Genomic DNA, 26,664 nt, shown 5'->3' on the forward strand with positions numbered 1-26,664 from the left:
CAGCAGATCGGGGCGCGGACCGAGCACCAGCACCGGCAGTCTTCCCGGTCGAAATGACCGGGCTCCATTGCGGCCAGTCGCGGGCCGTGTGACGCTGCCGCTGCCTTTCCCAGGTCTTCCCGGTCGAAATGACCGGGCTCCATTGCGGCTGCTCAGTGCGGATGAGTCGACGTGGCATCCGGAGTGGTGTCTTCCCGGTCGAAATGACCGGGCTCCATTGCGGCGCTGCTCACCCCGAACGGCGGAGCCGCGCGGGTGGCACGTCTTCCCGGTCGAAATGACCGGGCTCCATTGCGGCGCACGCTCCGGCGTCGACTCATCCGGATTGCTACCGAAGTCTTCCCGGTCGAAATGACCGGGCTCCATTGCGGCCCTGGAGTAACGACCCCCCCCGAGCCGCCGCCCCCGCCGGTCTTCCCGGTCGAAATGACCGGGCTCCATTGCGGCGACGCCGGGTCTCAGGAGTGTGTGACTTCGGCGCTGATCGTCTTCCCGGTCGAAATGACCGGGCTCCATTGCGGCAAAGACGACTACCTGGCGGGCACCGTCGTCTTCACCTCGTCTTCCCGGTCGAAATGACCGGGCTCCATTGCGGCGCTATCCGAATGAACCTGTTCGCTTTGCTGACGCTCGTCTTCCCGGTCGAAATGACCGGGCTCCATCGCGGCCGTGCTTCCTCCACCTTCGACTCCGCTACCCACTTCCAGTCTTCCCGGTCGAAATGACCGGGCTCCATTGCGGCGATCGTAATGCGTTGTGGCGCACCCTGATACGCACGCGGGTCTTCCCGGTCGAAATGACCGGGCTCCATTGCGGCGTGTCCGGCAGACCTGACAGATTGATCACCGACACGTCTTCCCGGTCGAAATGACCGGGCTCCATTGCGGCGAGAACTGACGGTCGCTGTCGCCTACGTCGACAAGGTCAGGGCGGTGTCAAGCCTGCGGAAGCAACGTTGGCGTTGGGTAACGCTTCAAACTTCTCGCGAGGGGTGTAGAAACCGAGCGCTGCGCGGGGTCGTTCATTGAGTTCTCGGGCGAGAGCGTCGAGGTAGGGCTGATGAGAGGTGATCTCGGCGCCTTTGGGCAGCTACTCGCGGATCAGTCCGTTGGTGTTCTCGTTCATCGGCCGCTCCCGCGGCGAGCGGGGGTGGGCGAAGTAGATCGGCAGATCCGCTGCCACGGTCACCGATGCATGCTCAGCCATCTCCGTGCCCTGATCCCCAGGTCAGGCCCTGACTCATGATGCCGGGCAGCCCATGCAGGTGGTCGATGAGCACGTCAGCGACGCCGGTGGCTTTCTTCCCTTCGAGCAGGCCCAGGATCAGGGTGTAAGGGGTGGTCCGCTCCACTGGCGTGATCGCCGCTGACGCGCCGTTCTTACCGACAGTTAGATCACCTCCCCACCAGCTCGGAACCACCCACAGTGCCACTCCGTCCTTACACTCGGCCAGGCCCGTTGACCTGCCCTGTTGCTACGACGGTATGACCCTGCAGACCGATCACTGGTCAGTGCCGACACCTCGCGCCAGGACAGAGCCGATGCTCCATTGAGGGCGGGCTGGACGTCGCGCCAATGATTTCACAGCCATGGGTTGGTGACACTGACTTGCATGGGTTCGAAGTCGGCCGCGTTGCGGGTGACGACGGTCATGTGGTGGGCCGTGGCTGTCGCGGCGATCAGGGCGTCGCGCTCGGGGCGCGGATCGGGAACATGCAGGCGTCCGGCGTGACGGGCAACCGGTACGTCGACGGGGAGGATGCGCCCATTGAACACGTCGAGGAGGTCGTTCTCCAGCCAGGAGCGCAGGCGGTCGGATTGTGTACCGTCCCGACGACTCAGTCGGGCGATCCCCAGCTCGATCTCCAGAAGGGTAATCGCGGACAGATACAGGTCCGCCGGTGCGCGAGCCGCGATCCAGGACCGAACCGCCTTGTCGGCGCGCCGCGCCGGCTTGCGCAGTTCGCTGACGACGTTGGTGTCGAGAAGATAGTTCACAGGTCCGGGACCGACAGGTCGATCGTGATCGGTTCGAATTCGATGTCCAGGTCGTCGTCCATGCTGAGGCGCGCGAGAAGGTCCTCGCCGCTGCCGGTGAGTCGTCGGTACTCCTCGATGCTGAGCAGCACGAACGCCGGTTCACCGCGGTCGGTGATCATCACCGGCCCTTCCGTGGCCTCCCGTTTCGCGGCGCTCACATCACGGTTGAAATCGCGAGCAGATATCGTCGTCATGCTGGCCCCCAAATAATGTAGGTATGAACCTACATTATTTGGCGCTGTGCGGCTCCGCAACCGTCGTTACGCCGGACGCGGGGTCGGGGCGGCGAGTAGTCGGGGCGATTTGGGTTCTGGCGTCCGGTTCCCTACACTTGAGCGGTTGCCTGGGTGAACTGTGCCCCCGGGAGCCACAACTTCATACCTGACCGGTGCCGGCGAAAAGCCAACGGCATCGATCGGGGAGAACCTGCACAACTGTCCACTTCGTGGAAGGCCCACCGGGGGAGTGTTCGCACTCCCGCGTTGTATGGGAACCACTACGAGAAAGGTTGACGGTCAACCATGACCATGACTGACCCGATCGCAGACTTTTTGACACGTCTGCGCAACGCCAACTCGGCGTACCACGACGAGGTGACCCTTCCGTCGTCGAAGATCAAGGTGGCTATCGCCGAGATCCTCAAGCGCGAGGGTTACATCACCGACTTCCGCACCGAAGATGCAGAGGTCGGCAAGAGCCTCGTCGTCTCCCTCAAGTACGGCCCGAGCCGTGAACGCAGCATCGCCGGTCTGCGCCGCGTCTCCAAGCCGGGTCTGCGGGTGTACGCGAAGTCCACCAACCTGCCCAAGGTCCTGGGCGGCCTCGGCGTGGCCATCATCTCCACGTCGTCCGGTCTGCTCACCGATCGTCAGGCAGCCAACCAGGGCGTGGGCGGCGAAGTCCTCGCCTACGTCTGGTAGAGGGAGGCTCACAGATATGTCGCGTATTGGTAAGAATCCCATCGCCATCCCCGCCGGTGTCACCGTCTCCATCGACGGCCAGAACGTCACCGTGAAGGGCCCCAAGGGCGAGCTCACCCACACCGTCACCGAGCCCATCGTGGTCGCTCAGGAAGACGGCAACATCGTGGTCACCCGCCCCAACGACGAGCGCCGCAGCCGTGCCCTGCACGGCCTCAACCGGTCTCTGGTGAACAACCTCGTCATCGGCGTCACACAGGGCTACACCAACAAGATGGAAATCTTCGGTGTCGGCTACCGCGTGCAGGCCAAGGGCAAGGACCTCGAGTTCGCGCTCGGTTACAGCCATCCCGTGCCGATCGAGGCTCCCGAAGGCATCACCTTCGCCGTCGAGACGCCCACCAAGTTCTCGGTGTCGGGTATCGACAAGCAGAAAGTCGGCGAGATCTCGGCGGTCATCCGCCGCCTGCGTCGCCCCGACCCGTACAAGGGCAAGGGCATTCGCTACGAGGGCGAGCAGATCCGTCGCAAGGTCGGAAAGACGGGTAAGTAAGCCATGAGTGAAACCAAGATCGATCGCAAGCCGCTCGGCAAGGACGCCTCGACTCGTCGTCGTACCGCGACCGCGAACCGTCATTTCCGGCTGCGTAAGAAGGTCGCCGGCACCGCCGAGCGTCCCCGTCTGGCCGTCAAGCGCAGCAGCCGCCACATCCACGTGCAGCTCATCGACGACCTCGCCGGCAAGACCCTTGCCGCCGCGTCCTCGATCGAGGCCGACGTGCGTGCGGTGGACGGCGACAAGTCGGCACACGCCCGCAAGGTGGGCGAGCTGATCGCTGCCCGCGCCAAGGCCGCCGGTGTCGAGGCCGTCGTGTTCGACCGTGGTGGCAAGGACTACCACGGCCGTATCGCCGCGCTCGCCGACGCCGCCCGCGAGGGAGGCCTGAGCTTCTGATGAACATCTCGACCAGCAACACCACAGTGACCGGAGGGAACCTCTGATGCCCGGACGTCAGCGTGACGGCGGAAACGGACCCGCCGGAAACGACAACAACAACAGCAACGAGCGTCGCGGACGCGGCGACCGCCGTGACCGCGGCGGCCGCGACCGCGACCAGGACCGCAACCAGCTTGAGCGCGTCGTCGCGATCAACCGCGTGTCCAAGGTGGTCAAGGGTGGCCGCCGGTTCTCCTTCACCGCTCTCGTGGTGGTCGGCGACGGCCAGGGCCTCGTCGGCGTCGGCTACGGCAAGGCCAAGGAAGTTCCGGCCGCGATCCAGAAGGGTGTCGAAGAGGCTCGAAAGAACTTCTTCCGCGTCCCGCTGATCGGCGGTACCGTGACCCACCCGGTTCAGGGTGAGGCCGCCGCCGGTGTCGTGATGCTTCGCCCGGCCAGCCCCGGTACCGGTGTCATCGCCGGTGGCGCGGTGCGTGCCGTGCTCGAATGCGCCGGTGTGCACGACGTTCTCGCCAAGAGCCTCGGCTCCGACAACGCGATCAACGTCGTCCACGCCACCGTTGCCGCTCTCAAGATGCTGCAGCGTCCCGAAGAGGTCGCGGCCCGTCGTGGCCTCCCGATCGAAGATGTGGCACCGGCCGGTATGCTCCGTGCCCGTGCCGGTCAGGGAGTGTAGATCATGGCCGAACTGAAGATCACCCAGGTCAAGGGCACCATCGGTACCAAGAAGAACCAGCGTGACAGCCTGCGGACCCTCGGCCTGAAGGGCATCCGTAAGACGGTCACCCGCGAGGACACCCCGCAGAACCGCGGTCTGATCAACGTGGTGCGCCACCTCGTGACAGTCGAAGAGGTTTAAGCAAATGACCATCAAGCTCCATCACCTTCGCCCCGCGGAGGGCGCGAAGACCGAGAAGACCCGCGTGGGTCGCGGTGAGGGATCCAAGGGTAAGACCGCCGGTCGCGGCACCAAGGGCACCAAGGCACGTAAGAACGTGCCCGCCGCGTTCGAGGGCGGCCAGATGCCGATCCACATGCGGCTGCCGAAGCTCAAGGGCTTCACCAACCGCAACCGGGTCGAGTACCAGGTCGTGAACGTCGGCGACATCGCCCGGCTGTTCCCGCAGGGCGGCACCATCGGCGTCGACGACCTCGTCGCCGCCGGCGCGGTGCGCAAGAACCAGCTGGTGAAGGTGCTCGGCGACGGCGACCTGTCGGTGGCCGTCAACGTCACCGCCAATAAGTTCACCGCCGCGGCCAAGGAGAAGATCACCGCCGCCGGTGGTAGCGTCTCCGAGCTCTGACAAGCCCACGAGCCGCCGGACAAGGGGAGCGTCACACGCCTCTCTTGTTCGGCGGCTCGCTGTGGTCTGGGCGCGGCCCGCGGCGCGGGCCGCTCATTCGCCAAACCGACAAATGCCCTGGTCACACGGTGGCCGCAGAGGTGCTTTCGGCCTCACTGTTAGAGTTTCACAAGACGTTCCCGGCCACCTCGGCCGACACCACCCCGGACTAGGAGGAACTTAGTGCTCTCCCCCCTCGTCGCGGCCTTCAGGACGCCGGACCTGAGGAAGAAGATCCTCTTCGTCATCGGCATCATCATCCTGTACCGGCTCGGCGCCACCATCCCGTCCCCGGGCGTGAACTACAAAGTAGTGAACGACTGCATGGACCAGATCAACTCCGGTGACAATCAGGTCTATGCGCTGATCAACATGTTCTCCGGCGGCGCGCTGCTGCAGCTGGCCGTGTTCGCGATCGGCATCATGCCGTACATCACCGCCAGCATCATCGTGCAGTTGCTGACCGTCGTGATCCCGCGCTTCGAGCAACTGCGCAAAGAAGGCCAGTCCGGTCAGGCCAAGATGACGCAGTATACCCGCTACCTGACGGTGGCGCTGGCGCTGCTGCAGTCGACGGGCATTGTCGCCCTCGCCTCGCGCGGCCAGCTCCTGCCCGACAGCTGCACCGGCGACGTGCTCAGCGACGAGTCGGTGTTCGCGCTGACGATCGTCGTGCTGGTCATGACCGCCGGCGCCTGCGTCGTCATGTGGATGGGTGAGCTGATCACCGAACGCGGCGTCGGCAACGGTATGTCGCTGCTGATCTTCGCCGGCATCGCCGCCCGTATCCCCGCCGAGGGCAAGGCCATCCTCGACCAGCGCGGCGGTCTCGCCTTCGCGCTGGTGTGTGTGGCCGCACTGGTCATCATCGCCGGCGTCGTCTTCGTCGAGCAGGGCCAGCGCCGCATCCCGGTCCAGTACGCCAAGCGCATGGTGGGCCGCAAGATGTACGGCGGATCGTCGACGTACCTGCCGCTCAAGGTCAACCAGGCCGGTGTTATCCCGGTGATCTTCGCGTCGTCGCTGCTGTACCTGCCCAACCTGGTGCTGCAGTTGACCTCGGGCTCCGACGACACCGCGGGCTGGAAGAAGTTCGTCAACGACTACCTGACGGATCCGACGAGCTGGTCGCACATCCTGATCTACTTCGCGATGATCATCTTCTTCACGTACTTCTACGTGGCCGTCACGTTCAACCCTGAAGAGCGTGCCGACGACATGAAGAAGTACGGCGGCTTCATCCCGGGTATCCGTCCCGGTCAGCCCACGGCCGATTACCTCGGTTATGTGCTGAGCCGAATCACGCTGCCCGGCTCGATCTACCTCGGTATCATCGCCGTGTTGCCCAACGTCTTCCTCGACATGAGCAGCGGCGGTTCGGCGAGCGGTCTGAACTTCTTCGGTGGAACCGCGGTGCTGATCATGGTGGGTGTCGGATTGGACACCATGAAGCAGGTCAACAGTCAATTGATGCAACGGAAGTACGAAGGGTTCCTCAAGTGAGACTCGTTATTCTCGGTCCGCCCGGAGCGGGCAAAGGCACACAGGCAGAGCTGCTGAGCGAGGCCCTCGGGATCCCGCACATCTCCACCGGTGACCTGTTCCGCGCCAACATCTCGCAGGGCACCCCGGTGGGTATCGAGGCCAAGAAGTACCTCGACGCGGGCAACCTGGTTCCGTCCGAGATCACCGTCGACATGGTGCGTGCCCGCCTCGCCGAGCCCGACGCCGTGAAGGGCTTCCTGCTCGACGGCTTCCCCCGGTCCACCGAGCAGGCCGACGCCCTCGTGGAGATCCTGACGAACCTGGACGAGTCCCTCGACGGCGTGCTGTCGCTGGAGGTGGACGCCGACGTGGTGGTGGAGCGGATGCTGGCCCGTGGCCGCGCCGACGACACCGAGGAAGTGATCCGCAACCGGCTGTCGGTGTACACGACCGAGACCGCGCCGCTGCTGGAGTACTACGCCGGTCAGATCAAGGCCATCGACGCCGTCGGTGACGTCCAAGAGGTGCATCAGCGGATTCTCGGCGCACTCGCCGGAAGCTGATACGCAACACTGTGTTGGGCAGAAAAAAGAAGGTCCCGTTCCGCACCGCCGCCGAAGTCGACGCGATGGCGGCGGCAGGTGCGATCGTCGGGGCCGCACTGGTCGCGGTTCGTGACGCGGCCAAGCCCGGGATGTCGACCCTCGACCTCGACGAGATCGCCGAAACGGTGATCCGCGAGGCGGGGGCGATCCCGTCTTTCAAGGGCTATCACGGTTTCCCGGGCTCCATCTGCAGCTCGGTCAACGATGTGGTGGTGCACGGCATCCCCACCAAGGACACCGTCCTCGCCGAGGGCGACCTGGTGTCCATCGACTGCGGCGCCATTCTCGACGGCTGGCACGGCGACTCCGCCTGGACGTTCGGCGTCGGTGAACTTCTCCAGGCCGATTCCGATCTGAGCGAGGCCACCAGGCTGACGCTCGACGCCGGTATCGCCGCGATGGTCGAGGGTGCCCGGCTCACCGACATCTCCCACGCACTGGAGCAGGCGACCCGCGCCATGGAGACCAAGTTCGGGCGGCAGTTCGGGATCGTGTCCGGGTACGGCGGCCACGGCATCGGCCGCGAGATGCATCTCGACCCGTTCCTGGCGAACGAGGGCAAACCGAACCGCGGCCCGCTGCTGGTGATCGGTTCCACCCTCGCCATCGAACCGATGCTCACGCTGGGCACCACCGAAACGTCTGTGCTCGATGACGATTGGACCGTCGTCACCGACGATGGGTCGCGGGCCGCGCACTGGGAACACACCGTTGTCGTCACCGGTGACGGACCGCGGATTCTCACCACCCGGCCTTAGGTTTCGTTCGCGAGCTTGCGAGCCGACAGCGTCACGACGGGTCAGGTGACGCGAGGCTCTCAATGCTGTTCGTGGACAGTCGGTCCGGGCGGGTGTAGGCGACCAGGGAGTCACCGCGGACGAATCCGACGAGGGTCAGGCCCGTGTCGTCGGCGAGATCGGCGGCCAGGGAGGAGGGCGCCGACACCGCCGACAACATCGGGATTCCCGCCATCACCGCCTTCTGGACGAGTTCGAAACTGGCGCGGCCCGAGACCTGGAGGATGTGACCGCGCAGCGGGAGCAGACCCTGGGTGAGGGCCCAGCCGATCACCTTGTCGACGGCGTTGTGCCGGCCGACGTCCTCCCGGACCACGACGGGTTCGCCGGTGCGGCCGTCGAACAGGGCGGCCGCGTGCAGACCGCCCGTCTTGTCGAAGACGTTCTGGTGATCGCGCAGCAGTCCCGGGAACGTCAGCAGCGTCGCGACGTCGACGGTCAGCGGGTCATCGGCGACCGTGAACGACGAGCGGATGCTGATCGCGTCGATGCTGTCCTTGCCGCACACCCCGCACGCGCTGGTGGTGGTGAAGCTGCGGGCCAGTTCGGGGGCCGGGGAGGCACGTGCGGGGCGAGCACGAGGTCGAGGACGTTGTAGGTGTTGGTGCCGTCGGCGTCGGCACCGGCGCAGTAGCGGGCCGTGACCAGGTCGTCGGCGCCGGCCAGCACACCCTCGGAGACGAGGAAACCTGCGGCCAGCTCGACGTCGTTGCCGGGGGTGCGCATCGTCACCACCAGCGACTGTCCGCCCACCCGGATCTCCAGCGGTTCCTCCACCGCCAGGGTGTCGGGCCGCTGCACGATGTGCCCGTCACCCCGGATGCGGGTGACGCGGCGGCGGGTGGTGATACGTCCCATGTGGCTACGCTAACGCCGCCGTCCGGTCAGCGCTGATCGGTGTCGAGGATGAGGGTGACCGGGCCGTCGTTGACCAGCGACACCTGCATGTGGGCGCCGAAACGTCCGGTGGCGACGGCCGCGCCGAAGGACCGCAGTTCGGCGACGACGGCGTCGACGAGCGGTTCGGCGACCTGTCCGGGGGCGGCGGCGTTCCATGACGGCCTGCGGCCCTTGTTGGTGTTGGCATACAGGGTGAACTGGCTGATCACCAGGAGCGGGGCGCCGAGATCGGCGGCCGCCAGTTCCCGCTCGTCGCCGGGCAGGATCCGCAGCCGCCAGATCTTGTCGGCCAGCCTCGCCGCGTCGTCGGCGGTGTCGTCGTGGGTGACGCCGATGAGTGCGACGAGGCCGTGTTCGCCGTCGGGGATGTCGAGGGCTCCGACCACTTCGCCGTCGACGGTGACGCTGGCCTGGCTGACTCGCTGGATGACCGCTCGCATCGGTCCAGAATGCCAGTTCCCGCGTGGCCGGTCAGCCCGGGGATCAGCGCGACGCCACCGCACTGACGCGGGGATCGGGTGCGGTGGCCTCCGGCGCGGTCCGGGGCCGTCGCGGCAGGAACACGGCGAAGACCAGGGTTCCGGCCAGCCCCACCAGGCCGGTGCACGCCGACGCCGCGGCCAGCCCGATGATCCCGGCCAGCGCACCGGCGGCGGCGGGCGCACCGGCCGAGCCCGCGTCGTGCAGCAGCCGCCACGCGGCCAGGAACTGCGGCCGGGCGTCGGCGGGGGAGGCGTCGGCGCCGATGGTCATGATGAGCCCGTTGGTGAGGCCATTCGCCGAGGCGACCGCGATCGCCACGATCCACACGCCGGTCTCGGTGGTGGCGAGCGGAATGCACAGCAGTCCCACGGAGTACAACAGGAGCGAGGGGACGGCCATCGCCCGTCTGCCGAGCCTGTCGAGGCCGACACCGGCCGGATAGGACAGGCCGACGTCGAGCGCCCCCGCCACACCGAACGCGAGCGCGATCTCGGCGCCCGACATCCCGATGTGTTCGGCCCACAACGGCAGCACCACCGTGCGGGAGGCCCGGACCGCCCCGAGCGCCAGCGCGCCGGGGCCGAGCCGCAGCAGGGTGCCGCGTTCGCGGACGGCGACCGTATGGATCGGCAGGGAACCGGCCGGCGTCCGCAGGTGCGGGGGGTCGGCCATGGTGACGAACAGGATGCCCGCCAGCAGCACCATCGCCAATTGGACCGCGAACACATACGTCAGGTGTCCGGAATCCGTTGCGCCGGAACCCACTGTGTCCGTGCTGCTTTCCGATCCCAGGATGGCTGCGGTGACGAACGGTCCGACGAAGAAGCCGAGTCTGCTCATCCCGGCCATCGTCGAGATCGCCCGTGCTCGCTGCCCGAACGGCACCACCGCCGTCAGATACGACTGCCGAGCCAGCCCCCACACCGCCTGCGCGAGGCCCAGGAGCACCACACCCACACTGAGCGTCAGCAGTGAGGAGTCGATGACGCACAACAGCGCGCCGACCACGCCGACAGCGCTGCCGAGGGCGATCGACCAGCGTTCCCCGATCCTGGCCACCAGGCTGCCCGCCGGCAGATCGGCGGCGACCATGCCCAGACCGCCGCCCGCCACCACCAGACCGGCCTGCGACACCGACGCCCCGTGTGCGAGCGCCGCCAACACGACGATCGGTGCGGTGGCGCCGTTGGCCACGCCGAGCAGGCCGGTCGGGAGGTGGACGTGGAGGGCGAGGGTCCGGGAGTTCGTGGTGCCCGCGTGGTCGCGACAGGCGGGGCCCTGTCCGCTCAACTGGCGCTCTGCGCGGATGCCTGCCGGATCGCGAACTGGTTCTCCGGGCGCGGCAGTCCGAGATGATCACGCAGCGTCGTGCCGGTGTATTCGGTGCGGAACAGGCCGCGGCGCTGCAGGATCGGCACCACATGTTCGGTGAAGTCGGTGAGTCCGCCCGGATAGTAGGGCGGCATCACGTTGAAACCGTCGGCGGCGCCCGAGGTGAACCATTCTTCGATGGTGTCGGCGACCTGCTCGGGGGTGCCGGCGAACACGCGGTGGCCGCGCGCTCCCGCGAGACGATGCAGGAGCCGGCGGACCGTCGGACGTTCCTTGGCGACGATCTCGGCGACCACCTGCTTGCGGCTGCGGGTGTTGTCGGTGACATTGCCTGCCTCCCCGAACGCGTCCAGCGGGACCGGGGCGTCGAGATCGAGGGCGGACAGGTCGACGTCGGCCAGGCCACGGATCTGCTTGAGGCCGTAGGCGGGTACGGTCAGCTCGTTGAACTCGCGTTCCAGTTCCTTTGCCGCCGTTTCGGTGTCGGCGATGAACGGGCTCAGTCCGGGCAGGATCTTGATGTGGTCAGGGTTGCGGCCCAGGCCCTTCGCCTGCGACTTGATGTCGGAGTAGAAGGCCTGTGCGTTGGCCAGCGACTGGTGGGCGGTGAAGATCGCCTCGGCGTAGCGGGCGGCGAAAGCGCGGCCGTCGTTGGACGCGCCCGCCTGCACCAGCACCGGATAACCCTGCGGGGAGCGGGGTGCGTTGAAAGCGCCACGGACGGACAGGTGTTCGCCGACGAACTCGGCGCGATGGATCTTGTCGGTGTCGGCGTACTGTCCGTTCTCGCGGTCGAGGACGACGGCGTCGTCTTCCCACGAATCCCACAGGCGGGTGGCGGCGTCGACGAACTCGGCGGCGCGCTTGTAGCGCTGCGCCGGGTCGGGATGCGCGGTGAGGCCGAAGTTCTCGGCGGCGGCGTCGGTGGAGGTGGTGACGATGTTCCAGCCGGCCCGGCCCTTGGACACGAAGTCGAGGGTGGAGAACAGGCGGGCCAGATTGTAGGGCTCGTAGTAGGTGGTGGAGGCGGTGGCGATCAGGCCGATCCGTTCGGTGGCGGCGGCGATCGCGCCGAGAACGGTGATCGGTTCCAGCCGTCCGGCGGTGCTGTAGGCGGCCTCGCTGCGCAGGGCCGGACCGTCGGCGAAGAACACGGCATCGAAAAGTGCTGCCTCGGCGGCCTTTCCGATCTCCTGGTAGTAGTCGGCGTCGAAGATCCGGTGTGGCTGGCTGCGCGGATGCCGCCAGGCCGCCTCATGGTGGCCTGCGGGGTAGATGAAGGCGTTCAGATGGAGCTGTCGTGTGCTCACGGGATGTTCCTTCCGTTGGTGGTGGGTGGGTACATGGTCTGCTCACGAGGTTTCGAGGCTCGTCGCTTGCGCTCCTCGCACCTCAACCAGCGGGAATGGATTCCGCTGGTGGAGCCTCGAAACCCGGTGAGCCGACGATGTCCGGGACTCAGTGGGTGGTGAGGTCGACGCCGAGGGCGGTGAGGAGAGCCTCGCGGTGGGCGACGAACTCGGGGTCGCGCAGGGAGCGGTGGGCGCCGAGGGAGTCGAGGCTTCGGTCGGCGACGAACCGGCCCTCGTCGAGGACAAGGACCCGGTCGGCGAGGGTGATGGCCTCGTCGACGTCGTGGGTCACCAGCAGCACGCCGGGCCGGTACTTGCTGCACAGTTCGCGGAGCAGGCCGTGCATCCGGATGCGGGTCAGGGCATCGAGGGCGCCGAACGGTTCGTCGGCCAGCAACAGCTCGGGCTGACGCACCAGCGATCTGGCGAGCGCCACCCGCTGCTGTTCACCGCCCGACAGCTCGTTGGGCCAGGCCCGTTCGCGGCCTTGCAGACCGACGTCGGCAAGTGCGGTGCGCCCGGCAGCGGCGGCGTCGCGGCCGGACAGGCCCAGGGTGACGTTCGGCAGCACCCGCGACCAGGGGAGCAGCCGTGAATCCTGGAACACCACAGACGAATTGCGGGCGACGAACAGGTCACCCGTGCCGTCGACGCCGACATCGAGCCCGGCGACCGCACGCAGCAGCGTCGACTTGCCACTGCCGCTGCGGCCCAGCAGGGCGACGAACTCGCCGCGCGCGATGGTCAGGTCGATCCCGTCGAGGACGGTGCGGTCACCGAACCGCCGGGTGAGGTTGTCGGCCACCAGGACCGGATCGTCGGTGGCCGAGGTGCGTTGCCGCTCGGGGGATTCGATCAGCTGCCCAGTGATCGGCGCCATGTGAGTGCCCTCCGTTCGATGAGGCGTACAAAGGTGTCGCTGAGAAGGCCGAAGACGCCGTATACGACGAGTCCGACGACGACGATGTCGAGTTGTCCGTAGGTGCGGGCCTGATCCATCAGGTAGCCGATGCCTTTGGTGGCGTTGATCTGTTCGACCACCACCAGCGCCAGCCAGGAGGTGGTGACGGCCAGTCGCAGGCCGGTGAAGAAGCCGGGGATGGCGCCGGGCAGGGCCACTCGCCGGATGAACTCCAGGCGCGAAAGCCCCACGGTCTGAGCGAGTTCGACGTGCCGCAGGTCGACGCCACGTAGCTGGGCGTGGGTGTTGATGTAGATCGGGATCAGCACGGCCAGCGCGATGATGGTGATCTTCATGGTGTCGCCGATACCGAACCACATGATCGCCAGCGGGATGATGGCCAGGGTCGGGATGGCGCGTTTGATCTGCACCGGTCCGTCGAGCAGGGCCTCGCCGAGGCGGCTCAGGCCGGCGATCAGTGCCATCACCAGGCCGGCGAGCACGCCGATCACCAAGGAGATCGACGCCAGTTTCAGGGAGGCGAGGATGTTCTCGGGCAGCCGGCCGTCGGACCACAGATCGGCGCCGGTTTCGGCGATCGTCCAGGGTGCGGGCAGGGTGCGGTCGTCGATGACACCGGTGGCCGAGCCGATGAACCAGATCGCCACCAGCACAGCCGGTCCCAGCAGCCAGGCGCCGCGGACGGGTTTGCCGGGGCCGAGCCTGCGGCGTGGGGTTCCGGTGCGGTGTTCGAGACCGGGATGGCTTGCGACAGTGGGGGTGTGGTCGACGTCGTCGGCTCTGTGCTTACGCGACAGACCGATACGTGGGATGGTGGTGGTCATCGGATCACCCCCGACTCACTCGGCGCGCCCGACTCCTTCTTGGCCTCCTCGATGACCGGTGCGAACCGGAGATCGAAATCGTCTGCGGCGCGGACCTTCTTGGGAAGCTGCCCGGCCTTGTCGAGGACGTCGATGGTGGCCTGCTGGCGGGTGATCAGCGCGTCGTCGAGCGGCGGGAAGGCGATGGTGCCGGTGCTGCGCAGGATGCGCCAGCCGTCGTCGGCGGTGACGTTCTGGTTCTTGACGTAGTACTTGTCGATCCACTCGGCGGGATGGGTGTTGGCCCACTGGTACGCCTTGATGAGGACCCCTTCGAGGTGGCGCAGTGCGGCGGCCTTGGCGGGGTCGGTCAGTGACTCGCCGCGGGCGTACACGTAGCTCAGACCCTCGGAGATGCGGCCGAGGCTCGCGGTGTCCACGGTCGACGCGCCGTCGCGGCCGAAGTCGCGCAGGTAGCGGGTCAGCCGCGGCTCGTTGAGCGGGGCGACGTCGACCTGCTTGGCGCCCAGCGCATCGGAGAACTCGGCGAGCTTGATTTTGACCAGTTGCACGTCCTTGACCGTCAGGCCCGCGTTGGCGAGGGCGCGCAGCACCACGGCCTGCTGGGCGGTGCCCTCCGCATAGGCGAACTTCTTGCCACGCAGGTCGGCGGCGGTCTTCACGTTCGATCCTGGTGCGGTCGCGAGACCGTACGTGGTGAGGCTGTTCTGCAGCGCCAGAATGATCGGCACTTTCTGGTCGGTGAGCTGAGCGTGGATCGGCGGCACATCGCCCACACCGGCCACGTCGGCGGTGCCGGCCCGGAACGCCTCGAGGACGGCCGGGCCGCCGGTGAAGTTGGCGTAGCTCAGCTTGTACGGCAGGTCCTTCTCGAGACCCGATGCGGCCAACAGGGTTTGGTACTTGTTCTGCTGGTCGGCGAACACGATCTTGGTGCCCGCCGGGATCTCGGTGGGCAGATCCTTGCTCAGGTCGACGTCGCCATCGTCGGAGCCGCCGCATGCGGTGAGGACCAGCGCGAGGATCGCGATGAGGGCGGACAGTATCGGCAGGGTTGCCGATCGGGCGTTCCGGCTGTTGCGCACGGTGTTACTCGCTTCGGTGTTGTCGAAACCCGGTGTGACCGAATCTCGGTGGTGAAAACGGTCGAGGCACGGCGAAGCGGTGCTCTCGATGACGTGCGCAAGCGTGCCAACAATTTCGCCCGTACCCAATGGTTGGATTCGGGCTGAGGATTAATAGCTCTCCCGACTCCGCTCGTGTGTGGAATCAGAGTGTGCCGCCCGGCGTTGACCGGACCGGCGGTGTCGACGGTGCGCCGGGCACACGGTCCGTGCGCAGCCTTCGTCAGGAGAGGAAAGCCGATGTCCGATGAGGTGAGTGCGCGTGCGGGGCACAAGAAGAGGTTCGGAACCTACGGTATCTGGGGTGGGTTCCCCCAGTTCTCCGCGGAGGAGGTAGCGGAGTTCGAGAGACTGGGCCTCGGCGCCATCTGGCTCGGCGGATCGCCGGCACACCTCCGTCCCGTCCGGAAGGTGCTGGAGGCCACCGAACACATCACCGTCGCCACCGGCATCGTCAACATCTGGAACACCGACGCCGCGACGATCGCGGGCGAGTACCGCGAGCTGGAGCAGGATTTCCCGGGCCGGTTCTATCTCGGTATCGGTGCCGGCCACCCAGAGGCCACCTCCGACTACACCAAACCCTATGCGGCGCTGAATCATTACCTTGACGTCCTCGATGCCGAAGGGGTGCCCCGTGATCGGCGACTGCTGGCGGCGCTCGGACCACGGGTGCTGCGGCTGGCCGCGGAGCGGTCCCTCGGAGCGCACCCCTACCTGGTACCGGCGGCGCATTCGCGGGTTGCCCGCGAGGTCCTGGGACCGGATGCGCTGCTGGCCCCCGAACACAAGGTCGTCGTCGACAGCGATCCGGTGTCTGCGCGGGCGGTCGGCAGGCCGCCGGTCGACAAGCCCTACCTACAGCTGAGTAACTACACCAACAACCTGCGCCGGCTCGGCTACTCCGACGCCGATATCGCCGACGGCGGCAGCGACGCGCTCATCGACGCTCTGGTGGCGCACGGTGACGCGGCCGGCGTGAAGGTGCAGATCGACGAGCACCTGACGTCCGGCGCCGATCACGTCGCCATCCAGGTGCTCGGGTCGTCGGCCCCGGCCGAGCAGCTCGCCGCGATCCTGGGCGCCTGAGCGGACCCGGTCGGGCTTCGGGCTACTTGAGGGTGAACGACACCGTGACGGTGAACGTGAGCGTCTGCTGGCCGGGGGAGATGGGGACGGCTGCGTCGACGGCGCTCTCGCGGGAGTAGGTCTTGGGTGCGGCGCCGCTGACCTGCTCGTCGATGGACAGGACCGGACCGAGCGTGTCCTTCGACAGCGACGCGTACTGTTCGGCGCGGGTGCGTGCGTCGGTGAAGGCGCGGGTGCGGGCCTGCTTGAGCAGTTCGGCGTCGTCATCGATGGACAGGCCGACGCTGTTGATGCGGGTGTTGTCGCCGCCGGCGTTGACCGCCGCGGTCAGCGCTTCGGAGGCGGCGCCGATGTCGCGGACCTTGATGGTGAGGGTGTTGGTGGCGGTGTAGCCGCCGATGCCGGAGGTCTGACCGGGACCGGGCCGGGTGTAGCGCGGGGACAGCGACACCTGCTGGGTCTGCACGTCCTCTTTCTTCACGCCCGCCTTGACGACGGCGTCGGTGACGGCCGTGATCTTGGTGTTGGCCTCGTTGAGGGCCGTCGACACATCGGCGCCCTCGGCCTCGATACCGACCGATGCCGTCACCGTGTCCGGGACGCCCGTGACCTCACCGGTGCCGATCACCGTCACCTTGCGCGGCTCGTCGCCGGGGGAGGAGTCGTCACCGCAGCCGGCGAGCACACCGGCCGCCACCAGAGGAATCGACAACAGGATCAGCGGGCGCTTGGTCATCGGACTCCTCAGGTTGATACGGACGAAACCGACCCTAGCGGTCGGCCCAGCGCCAGGGGTCCTCTTTCAGGGTCAGGTCGAGCAGCCAGCCGACGATCGAGACGACGACGGCACCCAGGATCGCCGCCCAGAAGAAGGAGTCGACCTCCAGGCCCCAGTGGGTGGTGTTGCGGGTGATCCACGCCGTCAGCTCCAGCATCAGCGCGTTGATGACGATATGGATGAGCCCGATCGTCAGGATGTACAGCGGGATCGCGAACAACTGCACGACCGGTTTGATGACGGCGTTGACCACGCCGAAGATGACCGCCACCACGAGGACGATGCCGATCTTCTCCCACGTCTCGTCGCCGCCGACGAAGTCGAGTCCGGGCACGATCAGCGTGGCGATCCACAGGGTGAACGCGGTCAGTGCGGTGCGCACCAGAAACTGCTGCATCAGCCAAGTTTGCCAGGTACGCCCGTACTGTTCGCCGCTGACCTGCCGGGCGGGACCTTCGGCCCAGCGGCGGCATCCGGGATCCTCGCAGGTCTGTGCGGCCGGCGGTGCATTTGGACTGGTCGCGCAAGAGGCGTAGCATAGAACGTCGGTGCGCTTCGCGTGCCCGGTTTCTGCGTGTCTCGCTCCGGCGGACGCGGGAGGTCGGGGAGGCGCATCACGGTGGCCTCCGACGACGGAGTGTCATCACCCTAACGGATAGACAAGGATTCAACCGGGCTTGCGGGCACCCGCAAGCCAGGATCGCGGAGGATATGGCGAAGAAAGACGGGGCCATCGAGGTCGAGGGACGTGTTGTCGAACCTCTGCCCAATGCGATGTTCCGCATTGAGCTGGAGAACGGACACAAGGTCCTCGCCCACATCAGCGGCAAGATGCGGCAGCACTACATCCGCATCCTGCCTGAGGATCGGGTGGTCGTTGAGCTTTCGCCCTACGACCTCGGACGTGGCCGAATCGTTTACCGGTACAAGTAAGCCCACCTATCAGCACAGGAGCTCCAGACGTGAAGGTTCAGCCGAGCGTCAAGCCGATCTGCGAGAAGTGCAAGGTGATCCGCCGTAACGGCCGGGTCATGGTGATCTGCGACAACCTGCGCCACAAGCAGCGTCAGGGCTGATCACAGCACCCCTCGTGGTCGCTTGAAACACACAACTGAATACGCAAGACCAGAGCTGAACAGACTTTTGTGAAGCCCTCCCAGCACCAGCGGCGGCATTCGGGCCGTCGCCCACCCCCGGTTCAGAGGCCGGGGCCCGATACGGACACAACACGGTGTCCGCACAGGCGGGACGGACTGGGAGCAGACCTCTGACAAGTAAAGGAATCACGCCACATGGCACGTGTTGCTGGTGTGGATCTTCCCCGCGAAAAGCGGCTGGAGATCGCACTCACATACATCTACGGAGTTGGTCGCACCACCTCCAAGGAGATCCTCGCAGCCACCGGTCTCAGCGCCGACCTGCGTGCCAAGGATCTGACCGACGCGGACATCTCGAAGCTCCGCGAGTACATCGAGGCCTCGGTGAAGGTCGAGGGTGACCTGCGCCGCGAGGTCCAGGCCGACATCCGTCGCAAGATCGAGATCGGCTGCTACCAGGGTCTGCGCCACCGTCGTGGTCTGCCGGTCCGCGGACAGCGCACCAAGACCAATGCCCGCACTCGCAAGGGCCCGAAGAAGACCATCGCCGGGAAGAAGAAGTAATGCCTCCGAAGTCACGCGCTGCAGGCCCCAAGAAGGGCACACGCCGTCGCGATAAGAAGAACGTCCCGCACGGCAACGCACACATCAAGTCGACGTTCAACAACACCATCGTCTCGATCACCGACCCCAACGGCAACGTGATCAGCTGGGCGTCGTCGGGCCACGTCGGCTTCAAGGGTTCGCGTAAGAGCACCCCGTTCGCCGCGCAGCTCGCCGCCGAGAACGCCGCCCGCAAGGCGCAGGAGCACGGCGTCAAGAAGGTCGACGTGTTCGTCAAGGGACCGGGTTCGGGTCGCGAGACCGCCATCCGGTCGCTGCAGGCCGCCGGCCTCGAAGTCGGCACCATCTCCGATGTCACCCCGCAGCCGCACAACGGCTGCCGCCCGCCCAAGCGGCGCCGGGTCTAAGCGGGAAAGGAACTAGAGAACAATGGCTCGTTATACCGGCCCCGCCACCAAGAAGTCTCGTCGTCTCCGTGTCGATCTCATCGGCGGAGATCAGGCGTTCGAACGTCGCCCCTACCCGCCCGGCCAGCACGGCCGCGCGCGGATCAAGGAGAGCGAATACCTGCTCCAGCTGCAGGAGAAGCAGAAGGCCCGCTTCACCTACGGCATCCTGGAAAAGCAGTTCCGCAAGTACTACGAGGAAGCCAACCGTCGCTCCGGCAAGACCGGTGACGAGCTGCTGCGCATCCTCGAAACCCGCCTGGACAACGTCGTGTACCGCTCCGGCATCGCCCGGACCCGTCGTCAGGCCCGCCAGCTGGTCAGCCACGGCCACTTCACCGTCAACGGTGTGAAGGTCGACGTGCCCAGCTACCGCGTCAGCCAGTACGACATCGTCGACGTCCGGCCGAAGTCGCTGGCCACCACCCCGTTCCAGATCGCCAAGGAGCTCGTCGGCGATCGCCCGGTCCCGGGCTGGCTGCAGGTGGTTCCGGCGACGCTGCGGATCCTGGTGCACAACGTTCCCGAGCGCGCGCAGATCGACATCCCGATCTCCGAGCAGCTCATCGTCGAGTTCTACTCGAAGTAGTCAGAAGCCTTACAGCACAAGCTGTTCGGTCCACTTCTAGGCCGTCAAATAGCGGGCGGCCACAAGGAGAAATCCACGAATGCTCATCTCACAGCGACCCACCCTCACCGAGGAGATCGTCGCCGACAACCGGTCGAAGTTCTTCATCGAACCGCTCGAACCCGGCTTCGGCTACACCCTCGGTAACTCGCTGCGCCGTACCCTGCTCTCGTCGATCCCGGGCGCTGCCATCACCAGCATCCGCATCGACGGTGTCCTGCACGAGTTCACCACCGTCCCCGGCGTGAAGGAGGATGTCACCGACATCATCCTGAACCTCAAGGGTCTCGTGGTCAGCTCCGAAGAGGACGAGCCGGTCACCATGTACGTGCGCAAGCAGGGTCCGGGCACCGTCACCGGCGCCGACATCGTGCCTCCGGCCGGTGTCACCGTGCACAACCCCGATCTGCACATCGCCACCCTCAATGACAAGGGCAAGCTCGAGATCGAGCTTGTCGTCGAGCGTGGTCGCGGTTACGTACCCGCGGTGCAGAACAAGGCGTCGGGTGCCGAGATCGGCCGGATCCCGGTCGACTCGATCTACTCGCCGGTGCTGAAGGTCACCTACAAGGTCGAGGCCACCCGTGTCGAGCAGCGCACCGACTTCGATCGGCTCGTGCTCGACGTCGAGACCAAGAACTCGATCAGCGCACGCGATGCGCTGGCGTCAGCGGGCAAGACCCTCGTCGAGCTGTTCGGGCTTGCCCGGGAGCTCAACGTGGAGGCCGAGGGCATTGAGATCGGGCCGTCGCCGGCCGAGGCCGACCACATTCAGTCGTTCAGCCTGCCGATCGAGGAGCTCGAGCTCACCGTCCGGTCGTACAACTGCCTCAAGCGCGAAGGTGTCCACACCGTCGGCGAGTTGGTTGCCCGCACCGAGTCGGATCTGCTCGACATCCGCAACTTCGGCCAGAAGTCGATCGACGAGGTGAAGGTCAAGCTGCACGCCCTGGGTCTGTCTCTCAAGGACAGCCCGGCGAGCTTCGACCCGTCGCAGGTCGCCGGTTACGACCCGGCCACCGGCACCTGGTCGGACGACGCCACGTTCAGCGACGACAGCGGCGAGGATTTCGCGGAGACCGAACAGCTCTGAGGGCTGTAGCTCACCATCAGAACCCGTGACTCGAGGTCTGCAGAAGATCGAGAGTCGTCTCTTCTAGGAGATAGCAATGCCCAAGCCCACAAAGGGTGCCCGCCTCGGCGGGTCGGCGAGCCATCAGAAGGCGATCCTGGCGAACCTCGCCACGGCGCTCTTCGAGCACGGCCGCATCACCACCACCGAATCCAAGGCCAAGCGGCTGCGTCCGTACGCCGAGAAGCTGATCACCCACGCCAAGCACGGCAAGCTCGCCAACCGGCGCGAGGTCCTCAAGGTCATCCGTGACAAGGACATCGTGCACGTGCTGTTCGACGAGATCGGCCCGTCGTTCGCCGACCGCAACGGTGGCTACACCCGCATCATCAAGACGATCAACCGCAAGGGTGACAACGCCCCCATGGCCGTGATCGAGCTGGTGACCGGTGAGACCGTGTCGACCGAGGCCAGCCGCGCCAATCGGGCGGCCGCGTCGAAGGCCGCCGAGGCTCAGAAGGCTGCCGAGGCTCCGGAAGCCGAGGCTCCCGCCGCCGAGGAGACCGAGAGCACCGCTCCGGTCGGCCTGCTGGGTTCGACCGAGGCCCCCACGGCCACCGGTTCGCACGCCCCGCTCGAGGACGGATCGCAGCCGGAAGGCTTCCCGATCAAGGGCAACGAGAGCTCCAAGCTCTACCACCGCCCCGGCACCCGGTTCTACGACTCGACGGTCGCCGAGATCTGGTTCGCCACCGACGCCGACGCCGAGGCCGCGGGTTACTCGCTGCCGAAGAGCCAGCAGGAGTCGGAAGACTGAGCAGCAACGCTGTGAACGAGCCCGTTGTCGCATCGCGCGGCAACGGGCTCGTTCGTCTCCGCCTCGATGTGGGTTATGACGGAACGGATTTCGCGGGCTGGGCGCGGCAGACCGATCAGCGGACCGTGTGCGCGGTGCTCGAGGACACCCTGGCGACGGTGCTGCGGGTGCCGGTGCGTCTGACTGTCGCCGGCCGCACCGACGCGGGCGTTCATGCCACCGGACAGGTGTGCCACGCCGACATCCCGGAATCGGCCCTGAACACCCGCAGCATCGCCGGGGATCCGTCTATGCTCGTCGGCCGACTCGGCAAGATGTTGCCGGATGATGTGCGGGTCAAGGAGATCCGCCGGGTTTCGGACGATTTCGACGCCCGGTTTTCCGCGCTCCGGCGGCACTACGAGTACCGGCTCACCGACGCCCGCTGGGGTGCCGAGCCGGTGGTCGCCCGGACTACCGCGGCGTGGCGCCGTCCGCTCGATGTGGACGCCATGAACGCGGCGTCACAGACGTTATTGGGCCTCAACGACTTTGCCGCGTTCTGCCGGCGCCGTGAGGGTGCCACCACCATCCGTGACCTGCAACGCTTCTCGTGGCGTCGCGACGACGACGGCGTGCTGATCGGTTCGGTGAGCGCCGACGCGTTCTGCTGGTCGATGGTGCGCTCACTCGTCGGCGCGGTCGCGAGCGTCGGCGACGGCCGCCGCGACATCGACTGGTGCCGTGGGCTTCTCGGTGCCACCGAACGCAACCAGCAGGTGCCCGTGGCAGAGGCGCGGGGGCTGTGCCTGGTGGGCGTCGACTATCCGGCCGACAGCGAGCTGGCGTCCCGCAATGAGATCACGCGCGACGTGCGTACCCCGGGCGGGTGCTGCGGGGGCTGATCCTCAGGTGGCGCTGCGTTCGTCCTCGAACGCCTCGAGCACCTCGTCGATCGTCTCCTCGTCGCCTTCGAAGTCGGCGCGCTGTGCACCGCCCGAGCTCATCAACTCACGCCACATGAGCGGATCGAAGTCCAGGGGAGTGGTGCGGTCGACGAAGTCGATGAGGGTGCGGGTGAAGCGTTCGGGATCGTCGTGGAACGGGAAGTGGCCCGCGCCCTCGAAAGTGACCAGTTCCGAGTGCGGGATCACAGTGGTCGTGATGACAGCGTGATGGTACGGGATGACGGTGTCGTCGGTACCCCACATCACCATCATCGGCAGGCGTTCGGTGAGGTAGCAGCGGTCGAGCATGGTGACGGACTGCCCGCGCCAGTCGACGACCGCGTGCAGGGTCCGCAGGAAGGCCTTGGTGGCGTGTGCGTCGGCGAAGCCGCCGACCACCCGCAGCAGGTCGTCGTGGTCCTTGAGGATCCTGCTCGGTGACCAACTCGCGGGAGCGCCCGGCAGCCGAGGTGCGTCCGCCAATTTGTCGACACCCCAGCGCACCACGGGCAGCACCCCGGGGACCCGAAGCATGGCGAGGACCTCGCCCGCGCCGGGCAGGGTCACCAACCGCAGGACCGGATTGACCTCGCGCATCACACCGCCCGCCGCGACCAGCACGAGGCGTTCGACGAAGCGCGGGAACTGGTAGCAGAACTGCATCGCCACACCGCCGCCGAGGGAGTGGCCCACCACCGTGACCTTGGAGATACCGAGGACCACCAACAGGTCGCGCATGCCGTTGGCGAAGGCGGCCACCGAGTAGTCGGCGCGCGGCTTGTCGGACTGGCCGTGTCCGAGCAGGTCGGGTGCGATCACGGTGTAGTGCTGGGCGAGGGTCGGGATGACGTCGTCCCAGGTGGAGGAGTTGTCGCCGATGCCGTGGATCAGCAGCAGTGCCGGTCCGCTGCCCGCGATGCGGAAGGCGCGCCGGTAGCCGTGCACTGTCCGGTATTCGATGCGCATCCTGGTGTCCGATACCGATCGCAGGACCGGGGGGCTGGGCCGCTTCTCCGTCAGGACGGTGGAGGGCTGGTCGGGTCCGGGCACGGGGACTCCTCGGTGAGTGTTCAGCCCGCTCGCCGCGTGGGCGAGAGTGTCGCGGGGCTGGTGTCGGTCGGACACCGGGTGCGACGGTTCGGAGTCCACTGAACAGTCAACAGTATGTCCACCAGATGTGCTCGGCATGTTGCACAGCGTTAACCGGTGGGTACTGGATGGTCAGATATCGCCATCGTCGGCGGCGGGGAGTCCGGCGATGCGCCGGTCGGCAGGGTGCCGAGGGTGCGGGTCGCTGCCGGATGTCTCTGAACGGTAACGGTCGCACTGTCACTCTGAAACCATATGGCGCTCGAAACCTTATGGCGGGATAGAATCTGCCGACTATTCAACAATGATTGATGTCAAGGAATGAACGCTCGATGATTCGGCGAGGGATCGCACGGCGAATTGTCGGCTTCGTACAAACCGATGAACCTCAAGCCCGTCGACAATTTCGTTGGCTAAACGTATGAGATCCTGGGCCAACACGAAAGACCGGATACGCATACGCGAAATCCGGTCTGCCGTAGGCTATTTGGCCGAATGGAGGAACTAGTCGCCCGAGCTGCCGAGCTGGCCGAGGAGTGAATCGACAAGGCCATCGACAATGGCGCCAATGATTGCTTCTTGGTTGCGCTGGGGCATGGTTGCTCCTAAATTCTCAGGTTGAGGATGTGGCCGGATTGCCACGTATTGAAGCTACACTTTGCTGTACCGGAGGGCCGAATCAGAATATCGACGGTATCTATATGTTATATGAACGCTATCTATCCGTTATATGAGTCGATTGGGCCGCGCCGCGCGTCGTGTGTCAAGGGGCAGTCGTGGTCCGGCGGTGTCTCGAAGTTCACACATCGGCACGGGGGGTAGGGGGCACGGGGAATAGGTTATGGGGACGGGAGCGAGGTTGTGGTGGCAATAGGTGGCGAGCGGGTGCCGGCGACTGGTCAGGCGCGTAACGGGGTGGAGCGTGTGCACTGTCGTGCGCTGGGCCCCGATGATCACAGTGAGGCTGTGGGCCTGGTAACGCAGGGCGTCCTGGAGCTACCGATCTATCGATGGCTGTTCGGTATCAAGGGACATTGGGATCTATTGTCGGAGCGGTCCGCGCGATGGACAGCTGAGCTCATGTGCGAATGGCTGCGTCAGGGTGGTGGCGGCATCGGGGCTTTCGACGCCGACAATCGTTTGGTCGGGCTGATTCTGTTGACGCTGCCGGGGCAGCCGGTGCCGACGATGACCGAGGATCAGGTTGCGTATCTGACTGAACTGGTCCGAGCAGACCCGGATGTCGGGCGCAGGTTGGTGAAGATGAGGGGTGGCGGTGACGCGGATTTGTCGCGGGCTGATGCCATCGACGTTGCGCATGCCGTCGTTGACCCTCGGGTACGCAAGTCGGGCATCTTGCGCAAACTCGCGATCGCGGTGAACGAGCTGGCGCTGGAGCTGGCCCGGCCGCTTACGCTCAAGACGAATGTTCCGGGGCTGGCCGAGGCGTATCGCAGCAGCCTCTTCTTTGTCGATACGGGTAGTTATGTCGACGCCAGCGGCGCCACGACTTGGGTGTTCGGCCAAGAGGTCGCTGATATGCCCCAGGCGCTGGCGCGGCTGCGTGGGCGGGGCTGAATCCGCCCGACGAATGGCGAGGCCGGCCCCACTCCGGGACCGGCCTCGACCTTTGTCTATTGGGCTCGATTGAGCGTCCGACTAGGAGCCGGCGCTCGACGAACCTGCCTCAAGGGCGCCGGTGACGATGTCGCCGACGACGTTGCCGACTGCGCTGCCGATCTGATCTGCTTTGAGTGCCATGAGAGTCTCCGTTGCGTTCTCGGTGTGTGTGGCCGACGCGACCACGCATGAGAAACGTAGCAGGTCCTACTGATGAGTAGCTTATGGCGCTTCAGGTTGTGGCAGATTCGTTATCAATATGAGATGTGCTGTAGTAACGTTTCTTAAACCAGCAGGTCAAGGCATTAAATTCGGGCGATTCGAAGATTGCGATAACATCACGATTAGGGTTGGCGTGAGGGTTGTGAGCAGGTTCAACAGACCAGTAGGCCCCCGCCGACGGCGTCGGCGGGGGCCTGGTGAACGAGTGGGAATCAGCGCAGATGGCGCTCGTAGAACGACCACGAGCGGTGCAGCTGGTCCTGCCAGTACTTCCATGAATGCGACCCAGTCGGCTGCAGGTCGACGGTGGCCGGGATGCGCAGCTCGCCGAGCCTGCGGAGCAGATTCTGGGTGCAGTACATCGAGCCGCCTTCCAGGACCCCACCGATCACGATCTGATCGGCCAGCGTCTTGGCCTTGGTGACGTACTGGGGACTGTCGTACTTGCCCGGGATGCCACCACCACTGGAGATGTACAACGGCATGCCGCGCAGGCCCGCCGCGTGCAGCACCGGATCGTTCGCCTTCCACCCCGGGCCGTCGTACGGGCCCCACATGTTGGTCGCGTCGCCCTTGCCGCGTGATTCCACCACCAGGCGCACGCTTCGCTGCCCGAAGGTGTCCGAGGTCTGCGCGCACCCGCTGTAGGCGCCGACGGCCTTGTACAGGCCCTTGTGTTCCATCGCCAGATTCAGCACCGAGGTGGCCGACGAGGAGATACCGCCGATCGCATTGCGGCCGTTGGTGTTGTAGGCGGCGTTGATGACGGGCGGGAGTTCCTTGCCCAGGAACGTCGACCATTTGTACAGGCCGAGGTGTGGGTCGGGCTTCTGCCAGTCGGTGTAGTAGCTGAACGCGCCCCTGTTGGGTATCACCACGTACACATTCTTGTTGGCGGTGAACTTCTCGATGTCGGATTTGTTCAGCCAGTTGGCGGTGTCCTCGCCGCCGCCCGCACCGTTCAGGAGGTAGAGCACCCCGCGCGGCTTGGATGCGTCTTTCGGCTTGATGATCGTGAGCGGAACGTCGGACTTCATCGCGGGGGAGTACACGACGATATCGGTGACCCGGTCCGTCTTGGATCCGGCGTCGACCAGCAGCGACGACGGGTCGGCGGATGCGACCCCGGTCGCCGAGGAGGCGATCACCGACAGCGCGGTAACCGCCGAGGCGATCACCCCGGCCCGGATTCGCCTGTCTCGAATGTGCCTGGTGAACACAAGACCTCCAT

General features: G+C 66.1%; 31 protein-coding genes, 2 pseudogenes and 1 CRISPR repeat array. Of the genes and pseudogenes, 19 read left to right on the top strand and 14 right to left on the bottom strand.

Annotation, left to right across the window (positions count from 1 at the left end; translation table 11 throughout):
- The first annotated feature begins 38 nt into the window (after window positions 1–38).
- Window positions 39–888: a CRISPR direct-repeat array (repeat unit 36 nt; unit sequence GTCTTCCCGGTCGAAATGACCGGGCTCCATTGCGGC).
- A gap of 36 nt (window positions 889–924) precedes the next feature.
- The 3 genes and pseudogenes from GOAMR_RS25960 to GOAMR_RS11825 all read right to left on the bottom strand — a co-directional run.
- A pseudogene (locus tag GOAMR_RS25960) lies at window positions 925–1,417 on the bottom strand (IS30 family transposase); the annotation flags it as partial.
- Window positions 1,418–1,581: 164 nt separating this feature from the next.
- Window positions 1,582–1,998, bottom strand: coding sequence for a type II toxin-antitoxin system VapC family toxin (locus GOAMR_RS11820; RefSeq protein WP_005187631.1), 417 nt, complete (start codon window positions 1,996–1,998; stop codon window positions 1,582–1,584).
- Complete coding sequence (locus GOAMR_RS11825; protein WP_005187633.1) at window positions 1,995–2,234, bottom strand: type II toxin-antitoxin system Phd/YefM family antitoxin; 240 nt, start codon at window positions 2,232–2,234, stop codon at window positions 1,995–1,997. The genes GOAMR_RS11820 and GOAMR_RS11825 overlap by 4 nt, the downstream gene beginning before the upstream one ends.
- Window positions 2,235–2,561: 327 nt before the next feature.
- Between GOAMR_RS11825 and rpsH the strand changes: the two genes are divergently transcribed.
- From rpsH to map, 9 genes are all read left to right on the top strand, one after another.
- Window positions 2,562–2,960 carry a 30S ribosomal protein S8 gene (rpsH, locus tag GOAMR_RS11830; protein ID WP_005187635.1) on the top strand — a complete coding sequence of 133 codons (399 nt, stop codon included), beginning with the start codon at window positions 2,562–2,564 and terminating at the stop codon, window positions 2,958–2,960.
- A gap of 16 nt (window positions 2,961–2,976) precedes the next feature.
- Window positions 2,977–3,513, top strand: a complete 537-nt coding sequence (gene rplF, locus GOAMR_RS11835; RefSeq protein WP_005187637.1) for a 50S ribosomal protein L6 — start codon at window positions 2,977–2,979, stop codon at window positions 3,511–3,513.
- A gap of 3 nt (window positions 3,514–3,516) precedes the next feature.
- Window positions 3,517–3,915, top strand: a complete 399-nt coding sequence (gene rplR, locus GOAMR_RS11840; protein WP_005187640.1) for a 50S ribosomal protein L18 — start codon at window positions 3,517–3,519, stop codon at window positions 3,913–3,915.
- Between the two features lie 46 nt (window positions 3,916–3,961).
- Window positions 3,962–4,594 carry a 30S ribosomal protein S5 gene (gene rpsE, locus GOAMR_RS11845; protein ID WP_005187642.1) on the top strand — a complete coding sequence of 211 codons (633 nt, stop codon included), beginning with the start codon at window positions 3,962–3,964 and terminating at the stop codon, window positions 4,592–4,594.
- A gap of 3 nt (window positions 4,595–4,597) precedes the next feature.
- Entirely contained in the window at window positions 4,598–4,777 is a 180-nt protein-coding gene (gene rpmD, locus GOAMR_RS11850) for a 50S ribosomal protein L30 (protein ID WP_005187653.1), read from the top strand.
- 4 nt (window positions 4,778–4,781) lie between these two features.
- Window positions 4,782–5,222: a 50S ribosomal protein L15 gene (gene rplO / locus GOAMR_RS11855; RefSeq protein ID WP_005187656.1), complete on the top strand. Its 441-nt coding sequence runs from the start codon at window positions 4,782–4,784 to the stop codon at window positions 5,220–5,222.
- Between the two features lie 222 nt (window positions 5,223–5,444).
- A complete protein-coding gene (gene secY, locus GOAMR_RS11860; RefSeq protein WP_005187659.1) occupies window positions 5,445–6,764 on the top strand; it encodes a preprotein translocase subunit SecY in 1,320 nt (439 codons plus the stop codon).
- Entirely contained in the window at window positions 6,761–7,309 is a 549-nt protein-coding gene (locus GOAMR_RS11865) for an adenylate kinase (protein WP_005187663.1), read from the top strand. Before secY ends, GOAMR_RS11865 begins: the two co-directional genes overlap by 4 nt.
- An 11-nt stretch (window positions 7,310–7,320) precedes the next feature.
- Window positions 7,321–8,109 (top strand): type I methionyl aminopeptidase, encoded by a 789-nt coding sequence (gene map / locus GOAMR_RS11870; RefSeq protein WP_005187665.1) that lies wholly within the window; start codon window positions 7,321–7,323, stop codon window positions 8,107–8,109.
- 31 nt (window positions 8,110–8,140) lie between these two features.
- On the opposite strand, the pseudogene fdhD reads toward map, so the two are convergent.
- The 7 genes and pseudogenes from fdhD to GOAMR_RS11910 form a co-directional block, all read right to left on the bottom strand.
- Window positions 8,141–9,006, bottom strand: a pseudogene (gene fdhD, locus GOAMR_RS24175) (formate dehydrogenase accessory sulfurtransferase FdhD).
- A 26-nt stretch (window positions 9,007–9,032) separates the two neighbouring features.
- On the bottom strand, window positions 9,033–9,488 hold the full coding sequence (gene dtd / locus GOAMR_RS11885) for a D-aminoacyl-tRNA deacylase (RefSeq protein ID WP_005187672.1): 456 nt from the start codon (window positions 9,486–9,488) through the stop codon (window positions 9,033–9,035).
- A 43-nt stretch (window positions 9,489–9,531) separates the two neighbouring features.
- Window positions 9,532–10,821, bottom strand: coding sequence for an MFS transporter (locus GOAMR_RS11890; protein WP_005187677.1), 1,290 nt, complete (start codon window positions 10,819–10,821; stop codon window positions 9,532–9,534).
- On the bottom strand, window positions 10,818–12,173 hold the full coding sequence (locus tag GOAMR_RS11895) for an LLM class flavin-dependent oxidoreductase (protein WP_005187680.1): 1,356 nt from the start codon (window positions 12,171–12,173) through the stop codon (window positions 10,818–10,820). The genes GOAMR_RS11890 and GOAMR_RS11895 overlap by 4 nt, the downstream gene beginning before the upstream one ends.
- Before the next feature lie 148 nt (window positions 12,174–12,321).
- Window positions 12,322–13,095 (bottom strand): ABC transporter ATP-binding protein, encoded by a 774-nt coding sequence (locus tag GOAMR_RS11900; RefSeq protein WP_005187682.1) that lies wholly within the window; start codon window positions 13,093–13,095, stop codon window positions 12,322–12,324.
- Window positions 13,071–13,961: an ABC transporter permease gene (locus GOAMR_RS11905; RefSeq protein ID WP_005187684.1), complete on the bottom strand. Its 891-nt coding sequence runs from the start codon at window positions 13,959–13,961 to the stop codon at window positions 13,071–13,073. Before GOAMR_RS11905 ends, GOAMR_RS11900 begins: the two co-directional genes overlap by 25 nt.
- Entirely contained in the window at window positions 13,958–15,046 is a 1,089-nt protein-coding gene (locus GOAMR_RS11910) for an ABC transporter substrate-binding protein (protein WP_005187687.1), read from the bottom strand. Before GOAMR_RS11910 ends, GOAMR_RS11905 begins: the two co-directional genes overlap by 4 nt.
- 279 nt (window positions 15,047–15,325) lie before the next feature.
- Here GOAMR_RS11910 and GOAMR_RS11915 point away from each other — a divergent pair, with 279 nt between their 5' ends.
- Window positions 15,326–16,174 carry an LLM class F420-dependent oxidoreductase gene (locus GOAMR_RS11915; RefSeq protein ID WP_005187689.1) on the top strand — a complete coding sequence of 283 codons (849 nt, stop codon included), beginning with the start codon at window positions 15,326–15,328 and terminating at the stop codon, window positions 16,172–16,174.
- A 22-nt stretch (window positions 16,175–16,196) separates the two neighbouring features.
- Here the strand turns inward: GOAMR_RS11915 and GOAMR_RS11920 are convergent, their stop codons facing one another.
- On the bottom strand, window positions 16,197–16,910 hold the full coding sequence (locus GOAMR_RS11920) for an SIMPL domain-containing protein (RefSeq protein WP_005187693.1): 714 nt from the start codon (window positions 16,908–16,910) through the stop codon (window positions 16,197–16,199).
- Window positions 16,911–16,944: 34 nt separating this feature from the next.
- Window positions 16,945–17,349 carry a phage holin family protein gene (locus GOAMR_RS11925; protein WP_005187696.1) on the bottom strand — a complete coding sequence of 135 codons (405 nt, stop codon included), beginning with the start codon at window positions 17,347–17,349 and terminating at the stop codon, window positions 16,945–16,947.
- Window positions 17,350–17,663: 314 nt separating this feature from the next.
- On the opposite strand from GOAMR_RS11925, the gene infA reads away from it, so the two are divergent.
- The 8 genes from infA to truA all read left to right on the top strand — a co-directional run bounded on the left by infA (window position 17,664) and on the right by truA (window position 22,460).
- Window positions 17,664–17,885, top strand: a complete 222-nt coding sequence (gene infA, locus GOAMR_RS11930; protein WP_005187701.1) for a translation initiation factor IF-1 — start codon at window positions 17,664–17,666, stop codon at window positions 17,883–17,885.
- 29 nt (window positions 17,886–17,914) lie between these two features.
- Window positions 17,915–18,028 (top strand): 50S ribosomal protein L36, encoded by a 114-nt coding sequence (gene rpmJ, locus GOAMR_RS11935; RefSeq protein ID WP_040515091.1) that lies wholly within the window; start codon window positions 17,915–17,917, stop codon window positions 18,026–18,028.
- Window positions 18,029–18,244: 216 nt separating this feature from the next.
- Window positions 18,245–18,613 (top strand): 30S ribosomal protein S13, encoded by a 369-nt coding sequence (gene rpsM, locus GOAMR_RS11940; RefSeq protein ID WP_005187704.1) that lies wholly within the window; start codon window positions 18,245–18,247, stop codon window positions 18,611–18,613.
- Window positions 18,613–19,020, top strand: coding sequence for a 30S ribosomal protein S11 (rpsK, locus tag GOAMR_RS11945; RefSeq protein WP_005187705.1), 408 nt, complete (start codon window positions 18,613–18,615; stop codon window positions 19,018–19,020). Before rpsM ends, rpsK begins: the two co-directional genes overlap by 1 nt.
- Window positions 19,021–19,042: 22 nt before the next feature.
- Window positions 19,043–19,648 carry a 30S ribosomal protein S4 gene (gene rpsD, locus GOAMR_RS11950; RefSeq protein WP_005187707.1) on the top strand — a complete coding sequence of 202 codons (606 nt, stop codon included), beginning with the start codon at window positions 19,043–19,045 and terminating at the stop codon, window positions 19,646–19,648.
- Between the two features lie 79 nt (window positions 19,649–19,727).
- Entirely contained in the window at window positions 19,728–20,780 is a 1,053-nt protein-coding gene (locus GOAMR_RS11955; RefSeq protein ID WP_005187710.1) for a DNA-directed RNA polymerase subunit alpha, read from the top strand.
- 76 nt (window positions 20,781–20,856) lie between these two features.
- Window positions 20,857–21,576 (top strand): 50S ribosomal protein L17, sunset domain variant, encoded by a 720-nt coding sequence (gene rplQ, locus GOAMR_RS11960; protein ID WP_005187712.1) that lies wholly within the window; start codon window positions 20,857–20,859, stop codon window positions 21,574–21,576.
- Between the two features lie 11 nt (window positions 21,577–21,587).
- Window positions 21,588–22,460 carry a tRNA pseudouridine(38-40) synthase TruA gene (truA, locus tag GOAMR_RS11965; RefSeq protein WP_005187714.1) on the top strand — a complete coding sequence of 291 codons (873 nt, stop codon included), beginning with the start codon at window positions 21,588–21,590 and terminating at the stop codon, window positions 22,458–22,460.
- A 3-nt stretch (window positions 22,461–22,463) separates the two neighbouring features.
- Here truA and GOAMR_RS11970 read toward each other — a convergent pair whose 3' ends face one another.
- Window positions 22,464–23,468, bottom strand: coding sequence for an alpha/beta fold hydrolase (locus tag GOAMR_RS11970; protein ID WP_005187717.1), 1,005 nt, complete (start codon window positions 23,466–23,468; stop codon window positions 22,464–22,466).
- A 1,089-nt stretch (window positions 23,469–24,557) separates the two neighbouring features.
- Here GOAMR_RS11970 and GOAMR_RS11975 point away from each other — a divergent pair.
- Window positions 24,558–25,169, top strand: coding sequence for a hypothetical protein (locus tag GOAMR_RS11975; protein ID WP_040515094.1), 612 nt, complete (start codon window positions 24,558–24,560; stop codon window positions 25,167–25,169).
- Window positions 25,170–25,645: 476 nt separating this feature from the next.
- Here the strand turns inward: GOAMR_RS11975 and GOAMR_RS11980 are convergent, their stop codons facing one another.
- Window positions 25,646–26,653 carry an alpha/beta hydrolase gene (locus GOAMR_RS11980; protein WP_005187723.1) on the bottom strand — a complete coding sequence of 336 codons (1,008 nt, stop codon included), beginning with the start codon at window positions 26,651–26,653 and terminating at the stop codon, window positions 25,646–25,648.
- Between the last annotated feature and the right edge of the window lie 11 nt (window positions 26,654–26,664).

Origin of the sequence: Gordonia amarae NBRC 15530, assembly GCF_000241345.1 — a bacterium.
Taxonomy (GTDB): Bacteria; Actinomycetota; Actinomycetes; order Mycobacteriales; family Mycobacteriaceae; genus Gordonia; species Gordonia amarae.